This is a genomic window from Vibrio panuliri (assembly GCF_009938205.1).
GTDB lineage: Bacteria > Pseudomonadota > Gammaproteobacteria > Enterobacterales > Vibrionaceae > Vibrio > Vibrio panuliri.
The window spans coordinates 3219166-3237261 of the sequence record NZ_AP019654.1 but is presented as its reverse complement, the minus strand read 5'-3'; the positions used below and the strand labels follow the sequence as shown (position 1 = coordinate 3237261).

19 protein-coding genes are annotated in these 18096 nt (G+C 45.8%); 16 read left to right on the top strand and 3 right to left on the bottom strand.

Going from position 1 to position 18096, the window contains the following annotated elements:
• From mnmG to glmU, 14 genes are all read left to right on the top strand, one after another.
• Entirely contained in the window at nucleotides 1-1896 is a 1896-nt protein-coding gene (gene mnmG / locus GZK95_RS14920; protein ID WP_075716528.1) for a tRNA uridine-5-carboxymethylaminomethyl(34) synthesis enzyme MnmG, read from the top strand.
• Nucleotides 1896-2531, top strand: coding sequence for a 16S rRNA (guanine(527)-N(7))-methyltransferase RsmG (gene rsmG, locus GZK95_RS14915; RefSeq protein ID WP_075716529.1), 636 nt, complete (start codon nucleotides 1896-1898; stop codon nucleotides 2529-2531). Before mnmG ends, rsmG begins: the two co-directional genes overlap by 1 nt.
• 11 nt (nucleotides 2532-2542) lie before the next feature.
• Nucleotides 2543-3316: a ParA family protein gene (locus tag GZK95_RS14910; RefSeq protein WP_075707184.1), complete on the top strand. Its 774-nt coding sequence runs from the start codon at nucleotides 2543-2545 to the stop codon at nucleotides 3314-3316.
• Nucleotides 3317-3340: 24 nt separating this feature from the next.
• A complete protein-coding gene (locus GZK95_RS14905; protein WP_075707186.1) occupies nucleotides 3341-4222 on the top strand; it encodes a ParB/RepB/Spo0J family partition protein in 882 nt (293 codons plus the stop codon).
• A gap of 186 nt (nucleotides 4223-4408) precedes the next feature.
• Nucleotides 4409-4798, top strand: a complete 390-nt coding sequence (locus GZK95_RS14900; protein ID WP_075707188.1) for a F0F1 ATP synthase subunit I — start codon at nucleotides 4409-4411, stop codon at nucleotides 4796-4798.
• 8 nt (nucleotides 4799-4806) lie between these two features.
• Nucleotides 4807-5616 (top strand): F0F1 ATP synthase subunit A, encoded by an 810-nt coding sequence (gene atpB / locus GZK95_RS14895; protein WP_075707190.1) that lies wholly within the window; start codon nucleotides 4807-4809, stop codon nucleotides 5614-5616.
• Nucleotides 5617-5669: 53 nt separating this feature from the next.
• Complete coding sequence (atpE, locus tag GZK95_RS14890) at nucleotides 5670-5924, top strand: F0F1 ATP synthase subunit C (protein ID WP_075707192.1); 255 nt, start codon at nucleotides 5670-5672, stop codon at nucleotides 5922-5924.
• Nucleotides 5925-5996: 72 nt separating this feature from the next.
• Complete coding sequence (gene atpF / locus GZK95_RS14885) at nucleotides 5997-6467, top strand: F0F1 ATP synthase subunit B (protein ID WP_075707194.1); 471 nt, start codon at nucleotides 5997-5999, stop codon at nucleotides 6465-6467.
• 14 nt (nucleotides 6468-6481) lie between these two features.
• Nucleotides 6482-7015, top strand: coding sequence for a F0F1 ATP synthase subunit delta (gene atpH / locus GZK95_RS14880; RefSeq protein ID WP_075707196.1), 534 nt, complete (start codon nucleotides 6482-6484; stop codon nucleotides 7013-7015).
• Nucleotides 7016-7028: 13 nt separating this feature from the next.
• Nucleotides 7029-8570, top strand: a complete 1542-nt coding sequence (atpA, locus tag GZK95_RS14875) for a F0F1 ATP synthase subunit alpha (protein ID WP_075707198.1) — start codon at nucleotides 7029-7031, stop codon at nucleotides 8568-8570.
• Nucleotides 8571-8612: 42 nt separating this feature from the next.
• Complete coding sequence (atpG, locus tag GZK95_RS14870) at nucleotides 8613-9479, top strand: F0F1 ATP synthase subunit gamma (protein WP_075707200.1); 867 nt, start codon at nucleotides 8613-8615, stop codon at nucleotides 9477-9479.
• A gap of 35 nt (nucleotides 9480-9514) precedes the next feature.
• Nucleotides 9515-10918 (top strand): F0F1 ATP synthase subunit beta, encoded by a 1404-nt coding sequence (gene atpD / locus GZK95_RS14865; RefSeq protein ID WP_075716530.1) that lies wholly within the window; start codon nucleotides 9515-9517, stop codon nucleotides 10916-10918.
• A gap of 18 nt (nucleotides 10919-10936) precedes the next feature.
• Nucleotides 10937-11359, top strand: a complete 423-nt coding sequence (locus GZK95_RS14860) for a F0F1 ATP synthase subunit epsilon (RefSeq protein WP_075707204.1) — start codon at nucleotides 10937-10939, stop codon at nucleotides 11357-11359.
• A gap of 141 nt (nucleotides 11360-11500) precedes the next feature.
• On the top strand, nucleotides 11501-12862 hold the full coding sequence (gene glmU / locus GZK95_RS14855; protein WP_075707206.1) for a bifunctional UDP-N-acetylglucosamine diphosphorylase/glucosamine-1-phosphate N-acetyltransferase GlmU: 1362 nt from the start codon (nucleotides 11501-11503) through the stop codon (nucleotides 12860-12862).
• A gap of 53 nt (nucleotides 12863-12915) precedes the next feature.
• On the opposite strand, the gene GZK95_RS14850 is transcribed toward glmU, so the two are convergent.
• Nucleotides 12916-13617 (bottom strand): amino acid ABC transporter permease, encoded by a 702-nt coding sequence (locus tag GZK95_RS14850; RefSeq protein ID WP_404817636.1) that lies wholly within the window; start codon nucleotides 13615-13617, stop codon nucleotides 12916-12918.
• A gap of 149 nt (nucleotides 13618-13766) precedes the next feature.
• On the opposite strand from GZK95_RS14850, the gene GZK95_RS14845 reads away from it, so the two are divergent.
• Nucleotides 13767-14543 carry a transporter substrate-binding domain-containing protein gene (locus GZK95_RS14845; RefSeq protein ID WP_075716532.1) on the top strand — a complete coding sequence of 259 codons (777 nt, stop codon included), beginning with the start codon at nucleotides 13767-13769 and terminating at the stop codon, nucleotides 14541-14543.
• A gap of 34 nt (nucleotides 14544-14577) precedes the next feature.
• On the opposite strand, the gene punC is transcribed toward GZK95_RS14845, so the two are convergent.
• Complete coding sequence (gene punC, locus GZK95_RS14840) at nucleotides 14578-15789, bottom strand: purine nucleoside transporter PunC (protein ID WP_075716533.1); 1212 nt, start codon at nucleotides 15787-15789, stop codon at nucleotides 14578-14580.
• 157 nt (nucleotides 15790-15946) lie between these two features.
• Here punC and punR point away from each other — a divergent pair, with 157 nt between their 5' ends.
• Nucleotides 15947-16849, top strand: coding sequence for a DNA-binding transcriptional activator PunR (punR, locus tag GZK95_RS14835; RefSeq protein ID WP_075713483.1), 903 nt, complete (start codon nucleotides 15947-15949; stop codon nucleotides 16847-16849).
• A 62-nt stretch (nucleotides 16850-16911) separates the two neighbouring features.
• Here punR and fadA read toward each other — a convergent pair whose 3' ends face one another.
• Entirely contained in the window at nucleotides 16912-18087 is a 1176-nt protein-coding gene (gene fadA / locus GZK95_RS14830) for an acetyl-CoA C-acyltransferase FadA (protein WP_075707214.1), read from the bottom strand.
• Nucleotides 18088-18096: the final 9 nt, after the last annotated feature.

Sequence of the window (18096 nt, the reverse complement as noted above, 5' to 3'; positions counted from 1 at the left end):
ATGCTTTATCACGAAAACTTTGACGTCATCGTTGTTGGTGGCGGTCATGCAGGAACGGAAGCCGCACTCGCATCAGCGCGTACAGGGCAAAAAACCCTCTTACTAACTCACAACATTGACACGCTAGGTCAAATGTCTTGTAACCCAGCCATTGGCGGTATTGGTAAGGGACATCTAGTGAAAGAAGTTGATGCTATGGGTGGCTTAATGGCGCAGGCTATTGACCATGCTGGTATTCAGTTCCGAACGTTGAATGCATCTAAAGGTCCAGCTGTACGTGCAACTCGCGCTCAAGCAGACCGTGCTCTTTACAAAGCGTTTGTTCGAAACGTACTGGAAAACACCCCAAACCTAACGCTATTCCAACAGGCAGTAGATGATCTGATTGTTGAAAACGATCAAGCGGTGGGTGTTGTAACCCAAATGGGTCTCAAATTCCGCGCCAAAGCGGTTGTATTGACCGTTGGTACCTTCCTTGGAGGAAAGATCCATATTGGTATGGAAAGCTCCTCAGGTGGCCGTGCAGGCGATCCACCATCGATCGCTTTGGCTAATCGCCTACGTGAACTGCCATTACGCGTTGATCGTTTAAAAACTGGAACACCACCGCGTATCGATGCAAATAGTGTTGATTTCTCTGTGCTAGAAGCTCAGCACGGTGATAACCCAACCCCTGTGTTCTCGTTTATGGGTAACCGCAACCAACATCCGCGTCAGATCCCGTGTTTTATTACTCATACCAATGAGCAAACTCACGAAGTGATCCGCAATAACCTCGATCGTAGCCCTATGTATGCTGGTGTTATTGAAGGTATTGGTCCACGTTACTGCCCATCAATTGAAGATAAAGTGATGCGTTTTGCTGATAAGAACAGTCACCAAATCTTTATTGAACCAGAAGGCTTAACCACAACTGAACTATACCCTAACGGTATTTCCACCAGCTTACCGTTTGACGTGCAAGTGCAAATCGTACGTTCAATGAAAGGGTTTGAGAACGCGCATATTGTTCGCCCTGGTTACGCAATTGAATACGATTTCTTCGATCCTCGTGATTTGAAGACAACCTATGAGAACAAATTTATCTCAGGCCTGTTCTTTGCTGGTCAAATTAACGGTACGACTGGTTACGAAGAAGCGGCAGCACAAGGTTTGATGGCGGGTCTCAATGCGAGTTTGTTCAGTCAAGACAAAGAAGGTTGGAGTCCTCGCCGTGACCAAGCGTACGTTGGCGTACTGATTGATGACCTATCGACGATGGGGACTAAAGAACCGTACCGCATGTTTACATCTCGCGCGGAGTACCGTCTGTTGCTGCGTGAAGATAACGCTGATCTTCGTTTGACAGAAAAAGCTCGTGAATTGGGTCTGATTGACGATGTTCGTTGGGCGCGTTTCAACCAAAAAATCGACAATATGGAACAAGAGCGTCAACGCTTGAAAGAGACTTGGATGAACCCTAAGTCTGCGGGTATTGATGCGTTGAATGCATTGCTTAAAACACCAATGGCACGCGAAGCGAGTGGTGAAGATCTGCTGCGTCGTCCAGAGATCACCTATACGCAACTGACGCAATTGGATGCATTCCAACCACCACTTGAAGATCAACAAGCGGCAGAGCAAGTCGAAATTCAGGTTAAATACGAGGGCTACATTAAGCGCCAACAAGATGAGATCGAAAAATCTCTTCGTCATGAGAACACCAAACTTCCTGCTGATCTTGATTACAAGCAAGTAAGTGGTTTATCTAATGAAGTGGTGCTTAAGTTGTCAGAAGCGAAACCTGAGTCAATCGGTATTGCATCACGTATTTCTGGTATTACACCTGCGGCGATCTCAATCCTGCTGGTTCACCTGAAAAAACAAGGTCTGTTGAAAAAGGGTGAGGAAGCCTAATGTCTGTTTTACGTCAAAAGCTTGATGAGTTAATCGCACAAACTGATCTCGAAGTCTCTGAGCGTCAACGCGAACAGTTAGTTGGCTATGTTGAACTGCTCAACAAGTGGAACAAAGCGTATAACCTCACTTCTGTGCGCGATCCAATTGAAATGTTGGTGAAACACATCCTAGATAGCATCATCGTTAGCACTCACCTTCAAGGTGAGCGCTTTATCGATGTCGGTACAGGCCCAGGCTTACCAGGTATTCCTCTGGCAATTATGAACCCAGATAAAGCGTTCCACTTGCTTGATAGTCTCGGTAAACGCATCCGCTTTATTAAACAAGTTGTCCACGAACTAAAAATTGAAAACGTGACGCCGATTCAAAGTCGAGTCGAAGAGTATCAACCTGAAGAGAAGTTTGATGGTGTACTAAGTAGAGCTTTTGCCTCTATGGTTGATATGGTCGAGTGGTGTCATCACTTACCAAAGCAACAGACCGGACGCTTCTTGGCGCTCAAGGGGCAATTATCACAGGATGAGATTGCTGAACTACCAGAGTGGTGTTGTGTGACCGACGTCAAAGCTTTGAAAGTTCCTCAATTGGAAGGTGAGCGTCATCTAGTAATCTTATCGCGCAAGGAATTATAGCGAGGTAAATCGTGGGAAAAATTGTAGCCATTGCCAACCAAAAAGGCGGTGTTGGAAAAACAACGACTTGTATTAATTTAGCTGCGTCTATGGCCGCAACTAAACGTCGGGTATTGGTGATTGATCTTGACCCACAAGGCAACGCAACCATGGCTAGTGGTGTTGACAAGTATCAAGTCGACGCCACGGCATACGAATTGTTAGTCGAAGATGTCGCGTTTAATGATGTGGTGATTACGAAAACCACCGGACATTACGATTTAATTGCTGCTAATGGTGATGTGACTGCCGCTGAAATCAAATTAATGGAAGTGTTTGCTCGAGAAATACGCTTAAAGCAGGCACTTGCGTCGGTTCGCGATAACTATGATTTCATCTTTATTGATTGTCCTCCTTCTCTAAACCTTCTTACAATCAATGCTATGGCCGCAGCAGATTCTGTGTTAGTGCCAATGCAGTGTGAGTATTTTGCACTAGAAGGTTTAACTGCGTTAATGGATACCATTAGCAAGCTAGCCGCTGTTGTTAACGAGAATCTCAAGATTGAAGGGTTACTACGCACTATGTATGACCCGAGAAACCGGCTCTCTAATGAAGTATCCGATCAATTGAAAAAGCACTTTGGAAACAAGGTGTACCGCACTGTTATTCCTCGCAATGTTCGCTTAGCAGAAGCGCCAAGTCATGGTAAGCCTGCTATGTACTACGACAAACATTCCGCTGGCGCTAAAGCTTACCTAGCTTTAGCGGGGGAAATGCTTCGTCGCGAAGAAGTACCTGCTTAAAACTAACTTAAGGAAACTAAATTCATGTCTAAACGTGGTTTAGGTAAAGGGCTTGATGCGCTTCTCTCTACCAGTTCGTTGGCTCGTGAACGTCAGCAGGCCGTGAGCTTGAGCCAAGAACAATCGAGCAATGGCCAGTTAACTGATCTAGGCATCAACCAGTTACGTCCAGGTGTGTATCAACCGCGTAAAGATATGGAGCCTGAAGCGCTAGAAGAGTTAGCTGCTTCAATAGAATCGCAAGGTATTATTCAGCCGATTGTGGTGCGACAGGTCGATCACGATAAATTTGAAATTATTGCGGGTGAGCGCCGTTGGCGTGCTGCTCGTAAAGCCGGATTAAGCCAAGTACCTTGCTTGATCAAAAAGGTCGAGGATCGTGCTGCGATTGCCATGGCTCTGATCGAAAACATTCAGCGCGAAGATCTTAATGTGATCGAAGAAGCGCAAGCACTTGAGCGTCTGCAAGGCGAATTCTCACTGACACATCAGCAAGTTGCCGATGTGATTGGTAAATCAAGAACCACGGTAAGTAACACATTACGTCTAAATCAGTTGGAAATTGATGTAAAAGGTTTAGTTGCAGACAAAAAGCTGGAAATGGGGCATGCTCGAGCTCTGCTAGCGCTAGAAGGCGAACAGCAAGTCGAGATCGCTAAGCAGGTAGCTGCGAAGCAAATGACCGTTCGTCAAACTGAGCAATTGGTGAAAAAGTGCTTAAAGCCAGAGGTTGAGACGAAAAACGTGCCAGAGGATGTTGAAACTCAACAAATGTCACAGAAATTAAGTGAAATCCTTGGCGCTAAAGTTGCAATTGTTCGTTCTGATAACGGGAAAGCAAAAGTGACAATAAATGTTGATGAACCTCAAAAATTGGCGCAATTAATTGCCAAGTTGCAGAGCTAAGTGAGATAATTGATCTTCATCAAGTTTTATAAAATATGAGTTTTATGTAAAAGTTGTAGGTTTGTATACAGAATTGTAACTTTTTGCGGTGTTTTAATTGCAATCAATTCGACTGACCGTATAATTTTTGCCAATTTCCCAGCACTCGGTAGTAATTGCTGCGGATTTTACTAGAGGTATGAATACATGGTAACTGCGTTAGCTAGACCTGGACGAGAGCTTGCGAAGCAATTGTTATTGATCCAGCTTGGCGGGGTTACATTAGCGGCAGCGGGTATTGCTGCCACTGTGAATGTTGAATGGGGAGTTTCCGCACTAATTGGTGGCGGCATTTGTGTCGTGGCTAATGCGGTATTTGCTTTGTGTGCTTTTATGTTTAGTGGAGCGCGTGCGGCAAAGAAAGTTGCGGCATCTTTTTACACAGGTGAAGCGCTTAAAATCCTTATCACAGTGGTGCTGTTCTCGATTGTCTACATGTATACGCAGGTGGAACTTGTTCCCCTGAAACTAACCTATTTGCTGGCTCTAGGTATTAATATCTGTGCGCCAGTGCTATTCATTAACAACAAAAAATAGGATGAGTTATGGCTGCGCCAGGTGAAGCGCTAACTGCATCCGGATATATTACCCACCACCTTACTGCGCTCTCATTTGAGAGTTTAGGTTTGATGGAACCAGGTAATTTCTGGAATGTACATATCGATAGCCTGTTTTTTTCTTGGTTTACTGGTTTAATCTTCCTAGGAATTTTTTACAAAGTAGCGAAGAAATCAACAGTAGGTGTACCAGGTAAGCTTCAGTGTGCTGTTGAAATGATCGTAGAATTTGTCGCTGATAACGTCAAAGATACGTTCCATGGACGCAACCCTCTGATAGCGCCTTTAGCACTAACTATCTTTTGTTGGGTATTCCTAATGAACCTATTGGACTTAGTGCCAATCGACTTCGTTCCGTATCCAGCAGAACATTGGTTAGGTATTCCTTATCTAAAAATAGTACCTACCACTGATGTGAATATCACCATGGCTATGGCACTAGGCGTTTTTGCCTTGATGATTTACTACAGCATCAAGATCAAAGGTCTAGGCGGCTTTGCAAAGGAATTAGCATTACATCCATTCAATCACCCTGTAATGATTCCGTTCAACCTACTGATTGAAGTAGTATCGCTACTAGCGAAACCTCTTTCACTTGGTATGCGTTTGTTCGGTAACATGTTTGCAGGTGAGGTTGTATTTATTCTTTGTGCGGCAATGCTACCATGGTACTTACAATGGTTGGGCTCACTTCCGTGGGCGATATTCCACATATTGATTATTACGATTCAAGCTTTCGTGTTCATGATGTTAACAATTGTTTATCTATCAATGGCTCACGAAGACAGTGATCATTAATTTATTTCGTTTTTTTTAGGCTAACAAGTAAACACTATATATTGGAGATAGTAATGGAAACTTTACTGAGCTTTTCTGCAATCGCCGTAGGCATTATCGTCGGTCTTGCTGCTCTTGGTACAGCGATTGGTTTCGCAATTCTTGGTGGTAAATTCCTAGAAGGTGCTGCTCGTCAACCAGAAATGGCACCTATGCTGCAAGTTAAAATGTTCATCATCGCGGGTCTACTTGATGCGATTCCAATGATCGGTGTCGTAATCGCGCTACTATTCACATTCGCGAACCCATTCGTTGGTCAATTAGGTTAATCACGTATTGCGAAGGGCAAACACTGGTTTGCCATTGATTAACACTAAGTCCTAAAAGAAGGGGTAGCTGTTGTGAACATGAACGCAACTCTGCTAGGTCAAGCAATCTCGTTTGCATTGTTTGTGTGGTTCTGCATGAAGTATGTATGGCCACCAATCATGGATGCGATTGAAGAACGTCAGAAGAAAATTGCTGATGGTCTTCAAGCTGCTGAACGTGCAGCTAAAGACTTGAACCTAGCTCAAGCAAACGCTTCTGATCAGTTGAAAGAAGCGAAGCGCACAGCAACTGAGATCATTGAGCAAGCGAACAAGCGTAAAGCTCAAATTCTAGATGAAGCTCGCGAGGAAGCTCAGGTTGAACGCCAGAACATCCTTACTCAAGCAGAAGCTGAACTAGAAGCTGAACGCAACCGCGCGCGCGATGAGCTGCGCAAACAAGTTGCAACTCTGGCTGTAGCTGGTGCTGAGAAAATCCTAGAGCGCTCTATTGATAAAGACGCGCACAAAGATATTCTCGACAACATTACTGCAAAACTTTAAGTCTGGGGGCGCATATGTCTGATTTGACTACTATCGCACGCCCCTATGCTAAAGCAGCCTTCGACTTTGCAGTGGAAAAAGAGCAACTAGACCAATGGAGTCAAATGCTCTCTTTCGCTGCTGAAGTTGTCCAAAATGCACAAATGAAAGAGCTTCTAGCAAGCTCTATGTCTGCTGAAAAAATGGCAGAAATCATTGTGGTAGTTTGTGGCGAACAAGTTGATGCACACTGCCAAAACCTATTGAAGGTGATGGCGGAGAATGGTCGATTGAAGGCCCTTCCTGATGTAAGCGAACAGTTCTTCGCTCTTAAACAAGAGCATGAGAAAAAGATCGATGTTGAAGTTTATTCAGCAACTGAACTTTCAGAAGAACAACTAGCAAATATCGGTAGCAAACTTGAGCAGCGCTTAGCGCGCAAAGTGAAGCTGAATTGCAGTGTAGACGAAACCCTACTTGGTGGGGTAATAATTCGAGCCGGAGACCTAGTCATCGATGACTCAGCGCGTGGTCGTTTGAACCGCCTGAGCGATGCATTGCAGTCTTAATGGGGATTGGAGCATGCAACTTAATTCCACGGAAATTAGCGAACTGATCAAACAACGTATCGAATCTTTCGAGGTTGTGAGTGAAGCTCGTAACGAGGGTACTATCGTATCGGTAAGCGATGGTATCATCCGCATTCACGGCCTAGCGGACGTGATGCAAGGTGAAATGATTGAATTACCGGGTGGCCGTTATGCACTAGCACTTAACCTTGAGCGTGACTCGGTTGGTGCGGTTGTAATGGGCCCATATGCTGACCTTAAGGAAGGCATGAAAGTTACAGGTACTGGCCGCATTCTTGAAGTGCCAGTTGGTCCAGAACTACTAGGTCGCGTAGTGAACACACTAGGTGAGCCTATCGATGGTAAAGGTCCAATCGAAGCGAAATTGACTTCACCTGTAGAAGTAATCGCACCAGGTGTAATCGACCGTAAATCGGTAGACCAACCTGTACAAACTGGTTATAAGTCAGTTGACTCAATGATCCCAATCGGTCGTGGTCAGCGTGAGCTTATCATCGGTGACCGCCAAACTGGTAAAACAGCAATGGCGATCGATGCGATCATCAACCAGAAAGACTCTGGTATTTTCTCAATCTACGTAGCTATTGGTCAGAAAGCTTCTACCATCGCTAACGTAGTACGCAAACTAGAAGAGCATGGCGCACTAGCGAACACTATCGTTGTTGTGGCATCTGCTTCTGAGTCTGCTGCACTGCAATACCTAGCGCCATACGCTGGTTGTGCAATGGGTGAATACTTCCGCGATCGCGGTGAAGACGCACTGATTATTTACGATGACCTATCGAAACAAGCAGTAGCTTACCGTCAGATCTCTCTACTACTAAAACGTCCACCAGGCCGTGAGGCATTCCCAGGTGACGTATTCTACTTACACTCTCGTCTACTAGAGCGTGCAGCTCGTGTAAACGAAGAGTATGTAGAGCGTTTCACTAACGGTGAAGTGAAAGGTAAGACTGGTTCTTTAACTGCTCTTCCTATCATCGAAACTCAAGCAGGTGACGTTTCAGCATTCGTACCGACTAACGTAATCTCGATTACTGATGGTCAGATCTTCCTACAAACTGAGCTATTCAACGCAGGTGTACGTCCAGCAGTTGACCCAGGTATCTCAGTATCTCGTGTAGGTGGTTCGGCACAGACGAAAATCATCAAGAAGCTATCTGGCGGTATCCGTACTGCACTAGCTCAATACCGTGAACTAGCGGCATTCGCACAGTTCTCGTCTGATCTTGATGACGCAACGAAGAAACAGCTAGACCACGGTCAAAAAGTAACTGAGCTAATGAAGCAGAAGCAATACGCTCCATTCTCAGTATTTGATCAATCTCTAGTTATCTTCGCGGCAGAGCGCGGTTACCTAGCAGACGTTGAACTAAACAAACTGCTAGATTTCGAAGCGGCTCTACTATCGTACGCTCGCGGTCAATACGCTGAATTTGCAGCTGAGATCGACAAGACGGGTGCTTACAACGATGAAATCGAAGCTCAGTTGAAGAAACTGACTGACGACTTCGTAGCAACCCAAACTTGGTAATAGGTCGGTGGCAGTAATGCCACCAACTAATGGAGAGTAACGATGGCCGGCGCAAAAGAGATACGTAATAAAATCGGTAGTGTTAAAAGCACGCAGAAAATTACGAAAGCGATGGAAATGGTAGCAGCTTCAAAAATGCGTCGTTCTCAAGATGCAATGGGAGCTTCTCGTCCATACGCTGAAACAATGCGTAAAGTGATCGGTCATGTGGCTAACGCAAACCTAGAGTACCGTCATCCGTACCTAGAAGAGCGTGAAGCTAAGCGTGTTGGTTACATCATTATTTCTACAGACCGTGGCCTGTGTGGTGGCTTGAACATTAACGTGTTCAAAAATGCCCTAGTTGATATGCAGGCATGGAAAGAGAAAGGTGCTGAAGTGGAACTGGCGTTAGTTGGTTCTAAAGGCACTGGCTTTTTCAAAAGCAGTGGCGCAAAAGTTGCCGCTCAGGTATCTGGCCTTGGTGATCAACCAAGTCTAGAAGACCTTATCGGTTCTGTAAGCGTAATGCTGAAGAAATACGATGATGGTGAACTGGATCGTCTATATGTGGTTTACAACAAGTTTGTAAACACCATGATTCAGCAACCAACGATCGATCAATTGCTACCTTTGCCTAAATCGGACAGCGAAGAGATGCAGCGTGAGCACTCATGGGACTACATCTATGAGCCTGAGCCAAAGCCTCTATTGGACACACTATTAGTGCGTTACGTAGAGTCTCAGGTTTACCAAGGTGTAGTAGAAAACCTTGCTTGTGAGCAAGCGGCCCGAATGATTGCGATGAAAGCTGCAACGGATAACGCGACCAGCTTGATTGAAGATCTAGAACTTGTGTACAACAAAGCCCGTCAGGCTGCGATCACACAAGAACTATCGGAAATCGTTGGCGGCGCTGCTGCGGTTTAAGTTTAGGTAAAACGAAATAGTTTAGAGGATTAACGATGGCTACAGGTAAGATCGTACAGATCATCGGTGCGGTAGTCGACGTAGAGTTCCCACAGAGCGAAGTACCTAGTGTATATGACGCTCTAAACGTTACGGAATCAAAAGAACGTCTAGTTCTTGAGGTTCAACAACAGCTAGGCGGTGGCGTAGTTCGTTGTATCGTAATGGGTAGCTCAGATGGTTTACGTCGTGGAGTTGAAGTAGTTAACACTGGCGCTCCAATCTCAGTACCAGTAGGTACTAAAACCCTAGGTCGTATCATGAACGTTCTAGGTGACGCAATTGACGAGCGTGGCGAAATCGGTGCGGAAGAGCTTTACTCTATCCACCGTGAAGCGCCAAGCTACGAAGAGCAATCAAACGAAACAGCACTTCTTGAAACTGGCGTTAAAGTAATCGACCTAATTTGTCCATTCGCTAAGGGTGGTAAAATCGGTCTATTCGGTGGTGCAGGTGTAGGTAAGACCGTTAACATGATGGAACTTATCAACAACATCGCACTACAACACTCTGGTCTTTCAGTATTTGCCGGTGTAGGTGAGCGTACTCGTGAGGGTAACGACTTCTACTACGAAATGCAGGAAGCTGGCGTTGTTAACGTTGAGAAGCCAGAAGAATCAAAAGTAGCGATGGTTTACGGTCAGATGAACGAGCCACCAGGCAACCGTCTACGTGTTGCACTGACGGGTCTAACGATGGCAGAACGTTTCCGTGACGAAGGTCGTGACGTACTACTGTTCATCGATAACATCTACCGTTACACACTTGCTGGTACAGAGGTTTCGGCACTTCTAGGTCGTATGCCTTCAGCGGTAGGTTACCAGCCAACGCTAGCGGAAGAAATGGGTGTTCTACAGGAACGTATCACGTCAACTAAGCAAGGTTCTATCACGTCTGTACAGGCGGTATACGTACCTGCGGATGACTTGACTGACCCATCTCCAGCAACCACGTTCGCGCACTTGGATGCAACGGTTGTACTTAGCCGTAACATCGCAGCGATGGGTCTATACCCTGCGATCGACCCACTAGATTCTACATCTCGTATGCTAGATCCTTTGGTTGTTGGTCAAGAGCACTATGATGTTGCGCGTGGCGTTCAGCAAACTCTTCAGCGCTACAAAGAGCTGAAAGATATCATTGCGATCCTAGGTATGGACGAGCTATCTGAATCAGATAAGCAAGTTGTATCTCGTGCACGTAAGATTGAGCGTTTCCTAACTCAGCCTTACCACGTAGCGGAAGTATTTACTGGCGACCCAGGCATCTACGTACCTCTTAAAGAGACTCTACGTGGCTTTAAAGGTCTACTAGCTGGTGATTACGATGACATTCCAGAGCAATCGTTCATGTACTGCGGTACGATCGATGACGCTATCGAGAATGCTAAGAAGCTATAAGGCTAACTAGGAGGCGATATGGCACCAATAACCTTTCATCTAGACGTAGTAAGCGCTGAGAAGAAACTCTTCTCTGGTCGCGTAGAAACGTTTCAGGTGACCGGTAGCGAAGGTGAGCTGGGTATTTTCCACGGCCACACTCCGCTGCTGACCGCTATTAAGCCTGGTATGGTGCGTATTGTGAAACAGCACGGCCACGAAGAGTTCATTTATGTCTCTGGTGGTATGGTAGAAGTTCAGCCTGGTACAGCGACTGTACTGGCTGATACCGCTATCCGTGGTGAAGATCTAGACGCAGCGAAGGCAGAAGAAGCTAAGCGTCGCGCTGAGGAGAATATCCAGAATCAGCACGGCGACATGGACTTCGCACAAGCGGCCAGTGAACTGGCTAAAGCCATTGCTCAGCTACGAGTTATCGAGCTGACCAAAAAACACCGTTAATCCATTTAGTGGTGTTTAATATGTGAGAAAGGCGACCGTTTGGTCGCCTTTTTGTTTATTTATGTCTTTCAGGCATTAACTAATGGTGCGTTGCTGTCTACAATATCCGCCATTCAAAAATACAATGTCATAGGTTCTACGATGAAATTTAGTGCTGTAATTCTTGCTGCGGGCAAAGGGACTCGCATGTATTCAAACATGCCTAAGGTTTTGCACACACTCGCTGGCAAACCGATGGCGAAACACGTAATTGATACATGTGCGGGCTTGGGTGCGCAGAATATTCATTTGGTCTACGGTCACGGTGGCGATCAAATGCAAACAGTACTCGCCGACGAACCCGTCAATTGGGTGTTGCAAGCTGAGCAGCTCGGCACCGGTCACGCCGTGGATCAAGCTTCGGCTCAATTTGAAGATGATGAAAAGATCCTAGTTCTTTATGGTGATGTGCCATTGATCTCTTCTGAAACGGTAGAGAACTTGTTAGATGCGCAACCAACGGGTGGTATTGCCTTACTAACCGTTGTTCTGGACAACCCAATGGGGTACGGACGTATCGTTCGTAAGAATGGTCCGGTGGTAGCGATCGTTGAACAAAAAGATGCGACGGATGAACAGAAACTGATTAAAGAGATCAACACTGGTGTAATGGTTGCAACAGGTGGGGATCTTAAACGCTGGCTGGCTGGCCTAAACAACAACAATGCGCAAGGTGAATACTATCTAACGGATATTATCGCTGCGGCGCATGATGAAGGTCGCGCAGTTGAAGCGGTGCACCCAGTTAACCCGATTGAAGTTGAAGGGGTAAATGATCGTGCACAACTCGCTCGTCTTGAACGCGCGTTCCAATCCATGCAAGCGCAAAAACTGCTAGAACAAGGTGTGATGCTGCGCGATCCGGCGCGTTTTGACCTACGTGGTGCACTGCAATGCGGTCTAGATGTCGAGATTGATGTTAACGTTATTATTGAAGGCTCGGTGTCATTGGGTGATAACGTGAAGATTGGTGCAGGTTGTGTACTGAAAGATTGTGAGATTGACGACAACACCATCGTTCGCCCATACAGCGTGATTGAAGGCGCGACGGTTGGTGAAGAGTGTACCGTTGGTCCATTTACACGTCTGCGCCCTGGCGCTGAGCTACTTAACGATGCGCACGTGGGTAACTTTGTTGAAGTGAAGAACACTCGTCTTGGTGAAGGTTCAAAAGCCAACCATCTTACTTATTTAGGTGATGCTGAAATTGGTCAACGCGTGAATGTGGGTGCAGGTGTGATTACTTGCAACTACGATGGTGCCAATAAGTTTAAAACCATCATCGGTGATGACGTGTTTGTTGGCTCTGATAGCCAACTGATTGCGCCTGTAAGCATTGCCAATGGTGCAACCATTGGTGCTGGTACGACATTGAGTAAAGACGTCGCTGAGGGAGAGCTTGTGATTACTCGTGCTAAAGAGCGTAAAATTACGGGTTGGCAGCGACCAGTGAAAAACAAGTAATTATCACACCGGTGAAATATTGACGAAAACCGCTCTTATGAGCGGTTTTTTTGTTAATAGCTAGGAATCGCAATACGTTTTTCAAGCCAGCGCACAGCTTGAGATACAAGCAGTATTAACACGAGATATTCCAATACGAGGAAAGTATAGATTTCCAAAGGTAAGTACTCATTAACGACTAACTCATTGGCGCGTCTAGTGAGATCGCTTAAACCAATCACGCTGACTAGAGAACTCATCTTGAGAATATAGACAAATTGATTACCCAGCGGCGGTAAAATTTGTCGTAGTGCCTGAGGTAAAATAATCAACCGCATCTTACGCCAATAATCTAAGCCGAGTGATTCGGCAGCTTCATGCTGACCGCGATTAATGGCTTGAATCCCTCCACGGAATACTTCCGCCATAAAAGCACTTTCCGCGATAGTAAGCGCTATCACGCCGGCCCAAAAATGGTTAAGTGAGATATCCATAAGTGTCGGCATACCGTAGTAGACCCATAACAGCAGTACCAATACAGGAATGGCCCGAATGACTTCGACATAGATTCGATTCAACCACAGAAGAGGTTTGCTCTTTGATAGGGCAGGTAAGGCAACAATGAGTCCCAAAGACATCGCTAATACCATGCTAATTAACGAGATTTGAATCGTGTCGTTAAATCCAGCAAGTAGGAAAGAAAGATTCGTTCTCCCTTGTTCAGTACTTGGATCGAGTACGTACCAGCCCCATTGGTAATCCGTACATCCTGTCATCAGCAAAACGCTTAATGGCCAAAATTGTCGATAGTTCACAGTTACTCCCTAAACTGATGAAAAATGCCATTTGTTATTAGTATGTTATCAACAAAATCTGCCGAATGGTCAATAATTAATGAATCAAATCATTTTTCAAAGGAAAGAGAATGAGACATTTCGTAACCATCATACTGTTCAGCTTACTCGCGTTTACCCAGGTTGCTTATGCGCAAAGTCGCTTGCATGACATTTTAGATAAAGGTGTATTAAGAGTGGGCACAACTGGGGATTGGAATCCAATGACGATGAAGGATCCCGCGACTAATAGTTACCGTGGTTTTGATATTGATGTCACCACCGAGTTGGCAAAAGATCTTGGTGTTCAAGTTGAATATGTCGCCACCGATTGGAAAACATTGGTGAATGGGATTACGGCGAATAAATATGACATCACAGGTAGTGCATCACTCAATATGTCACGCGCCAAAGTTGCTGGTTACAGCCAACCCTATTTCTATCTTGCTTTTGTGCCTGTGGTGCAAAAGAAAGACTTAGCCAAGTTTAGTGAGTGGGGGGATTTTGATAAACCTGAAGTCAAAGTCGCAGCGACTTTAGGCACAGTGCAAGAGAAAATGGTCAAGGAGTTCTTCCCATCGGCAAAGCACATTGTCATTGAAGCTCCGGCGCGAGACTTCCAAGAGCTGCTTGCTCGTCGTGCGGATGTGTCAGTGACTTCTAATGTTGAGGCGGCGACGCTGGTGGAGAAGTTTAATCAACTCGCCATCGTACCTGTGGAAGAGCCACGTAAACCAACCCCAATCGCGATGTTGCTACCGCAAGACGATCAGGTGTGGATTAACTATATTAACCACTGGGTTGAGCTAAAGAAAACTCAAGGCTTCTTTAAAGCGACAGCAGAAAAGTGGGGGCTGCAAAGTCTTTGATAGAAAAAGAGCCGCATTGAGCGGCTCTTATTATCTATTCTTCACTAACAACTCGTGCGTTATCAGGTGTGGTAAAGTGCTTCGATAGGTCTTTGTTTGACACTACGTAGCCAACCCACATACCCAACATACAAATCACAATCGCAATGCCAGTTGCATGCTGAGCTTGGCTTGCGAGTGCAGCAACCAAAGCACTTGATAGGCTACTAACACTGATTTGTAAGCTGTTTTGCAATCCTGCTGCGGTGGCTGGGCTTTGTTTCGCACTTGCTAGCGCTCGGTTTACCACGATTGGGTACATTGCTCCGTTTGCTACCGCAATTAAACAAAATGGCGTTAGGATTGGCCAAATTGAACTTAACTCCCATTGAGAAGCGACAAAAATCATTAATGAGGCAACACTAAATAGGCCGATCAACTGACGAAGAACTTTTTCATCACCGTACTTTGCAACCATAACTTTGCCCAGCCAACCACCAGCCATAAATGCGATGGTTTGTGGAACGAAGCTGAGACCAATATCTTTCGCTTCATAGCCTAGTTGTGCCATGATTTCAGGCATACCTGTTAGGTAGGCAAAAAATGCGGCTGAAGCGGTTGCAAACATCATCACGTTACCAATGTAAGTTTTTGAACTCACTAAAGCGCGGATATCTGCAGCGACAGAGGTTTGCTTAGTTTCTATTTGCTCTTGTGGTTGACGCAACGTTGCCATCACAAGCAATACACCCATAAGCGTTAACGCATAAAAGATGCTGTGCCAACCAAAGCTATCTGCCAGTAGTACACCTAGTTGTGGGGCGAGTGCTGGAGAAAGCGCAACAAGCGGCATAATAGTGGCAAAGATTTGTTGGCTAGTGCTGCTGTAGCGTTTGATGACCATCGCTTGCCAAATTACCGCAGGTGCACAAACACCAATGGCTTGAACAAAGCGCAGTGCTAGCAGTTGCCAAACTTGATCGCTAAACGCGAGACCAAGAGAAGAAACGGTAAATAGCGCCAAACCAACCGCGAGAGTATTACGGTGGCCAAATTTGTCTGAAGCCAATCCCCACAACAGTTGACCGCTTGCCATGCCGACTAAGAATACCGTCAAAGAGAGTGCAATTTGCTCAGGGCCTGTGGCGAAATCGACTTCCATCATTTTAAAAGCGGGTAGATACATATCGGTGGCGATGAAGCCGAGCATTGAGAGTGCTGACAAGTAAAACAGCTGCAGTTTGGAAACTTTATTTTCAGTGTTCATCTTATTTCCATTCAAAAAAATTCATACATTAAAATTTGCTACATTCTTTTTACAGGTCATAGCTTATCTATGTCTCGCATTCTATTTTTGGAAATTGATAAAATGAAACGTTAATATTTGTAGTTATAAATCAAAAAATTTGAAGGCAGTTATGAGTGTGTTTTCGCGCAGTTCGTTAAAAATGATCGATACAGTCGCTCGATTAGGCAGTTTTACCGCTGCGGCTGAGGTCTTACATAAAGTTCCTTCGGCAATTAGCTACAGCGTGCGTCAGATGGAGCAAGACCTTGATGTCGTACTATTTAAACGGTTACCAAGGAAAGTTGAGCTAACGCCCGCTGGAGAGGTTTTCCTTGCTGAAGCTCGTGCTATGTTGCGTCATATGGAAGAGGTGAAAAGCCAAACCCGACGGGCGGCACATGGCTGGCAGAAAACCCTAAAACTGACCCTAGATAACGTAGTGCGCTTGGATCAGATGAAACCTTTGATAGAAGCGTTTTATGCCACATTTGAACACGCTGAATTGCAAATCAATATGGAGGTGTTTAATGGTTCATGGGAGGCTATCTCACAGGGGCGTGCGGATATTGTTATCGGTGCAACCGCCGCGATACCGGTCGGAGGGGACTTTGAAGTGAAAGAGATGGGCGTGCTTGATTGGGCATTTGTGATGTCACCAAGCCACCCATGTGTACGTGAGCAAGTACTTACTGAAGCATTTGTTAGCCAGTTTCCCGCGATATGTCTTGATGATACCTCTAATGTTTTGCCTAAGCGTCATACCGTGCACTACCCGCAGCAAAGACGTTTGTTACTGCCCAACTGGTATAGTGCCATAGAGTGCTTAAAGAATGGCGTGGGTGTCGGTTATATGCCGCGTCATATCGCTCAGCCACTGATTGAGGAAGGTGTGCTGGTGGAGAAGATTCTGCCAGAGGAGAAGCCGTTAAGTTACTGCTGCTTAGTATGGCGCAAAGATGAGAACCACAAAATGATTGAGTGGATGGTGGATTATTTGGGCTCAAGCGAGCAGTTGTATAACGATTGGTTACGCTCATAAAAAACGCCAGCAAGTAGCTGGCGTTTGCTTTTGGTTTTATTCTCTAGTCCAGTGCGTTGCTATTAGGGACGCTCGAATACGGTTGCAATACCCTGGCCTAGACCGATACACATAGTGGCTAATCCATACTTGGCATCTTTCGCTTCCATCAGGTTAATGAGCGTGGTTGAGATGCGTGAGCCAGAGCAGCCGAGTGGGTGGCCGAGAGCAATCGCACCGCCATTTAAGTTCACTTTCTCATCCATCACTTCGAGTAGCCCAAGATCTTTGGCAACCGGTAAGGCTTGTGCTGCAAACGCTTCATTAAGTTCAACCACATCCATATCTTCTACAGTCAAACCTGCTCGTTTAAGTGCTTTTTGCGTCGCTGGAACAGGCCCATAACCCATGATGGAAGGGTCGCATCCAGCAATCGCCATACCTCTAATGTATGCGCGAATAGTCAAGCCAAGTTGCAGGGCTTTTTCTTCACTCATGATAAGCATTGCCGATGCACCGTCAGAGAGTGCAGACGAAGTGCCTGCCGTTACCGTACCATTGGCTGGGTCAAATACCGGACGAAGTTGTGATAGCCCCTCAACCGTTGTCTCTGGGCGGATCACTTCATCGTGTTCGAGTAACTGCAAAGTACCATCTGCAGCGTGTCCTTCTGTAGGGAGAATTTCACTTTTAAATCGGCCCTCGACGGTAGCGGCATGCGCTCTGGCGTGGGAGCGTGCAGCAAATTCATCTTGCTGTTCGCGGCTAATACCATGTAGTTTTCCTAGCATTTCAGCGGTTAACCCCATCATTCCTGCCGCTTTAGCAACGTTTTTTGCCATGCCAGGGTGAAAATCAACACCGTGATTCATTGGTACATGTCCCATGTGCTCGACACCACCAATCAAGCAGATGTCCGCATCACCAGTCATAATGGCACGTGTACCATCATGCAGGGCTTGCATTGATGAGCCACACAATCGGTTAACCGTAACCGCGCCAATTTCAATTGGTAAGCCAGCGAGTAAGGCGGCATTACGTGCAACATTAAAGCCTTGCTCTAAAGTTTGTTGCACACAGCCCCAGTAGATATCTTCAATTTCATTGGGGTTGACTTGAGGATTACGTGCAAGCAGACCCTTCATTAAATGTGCGGATAGATCTTCTGCGCGGACATGACGATAAGCTCCGCCTTTCGAACGCCCCATCGGGGTACGAATACAGTCAACAACGACTACTTTTCTTGTCTCTATGGTCATTTTCGATTC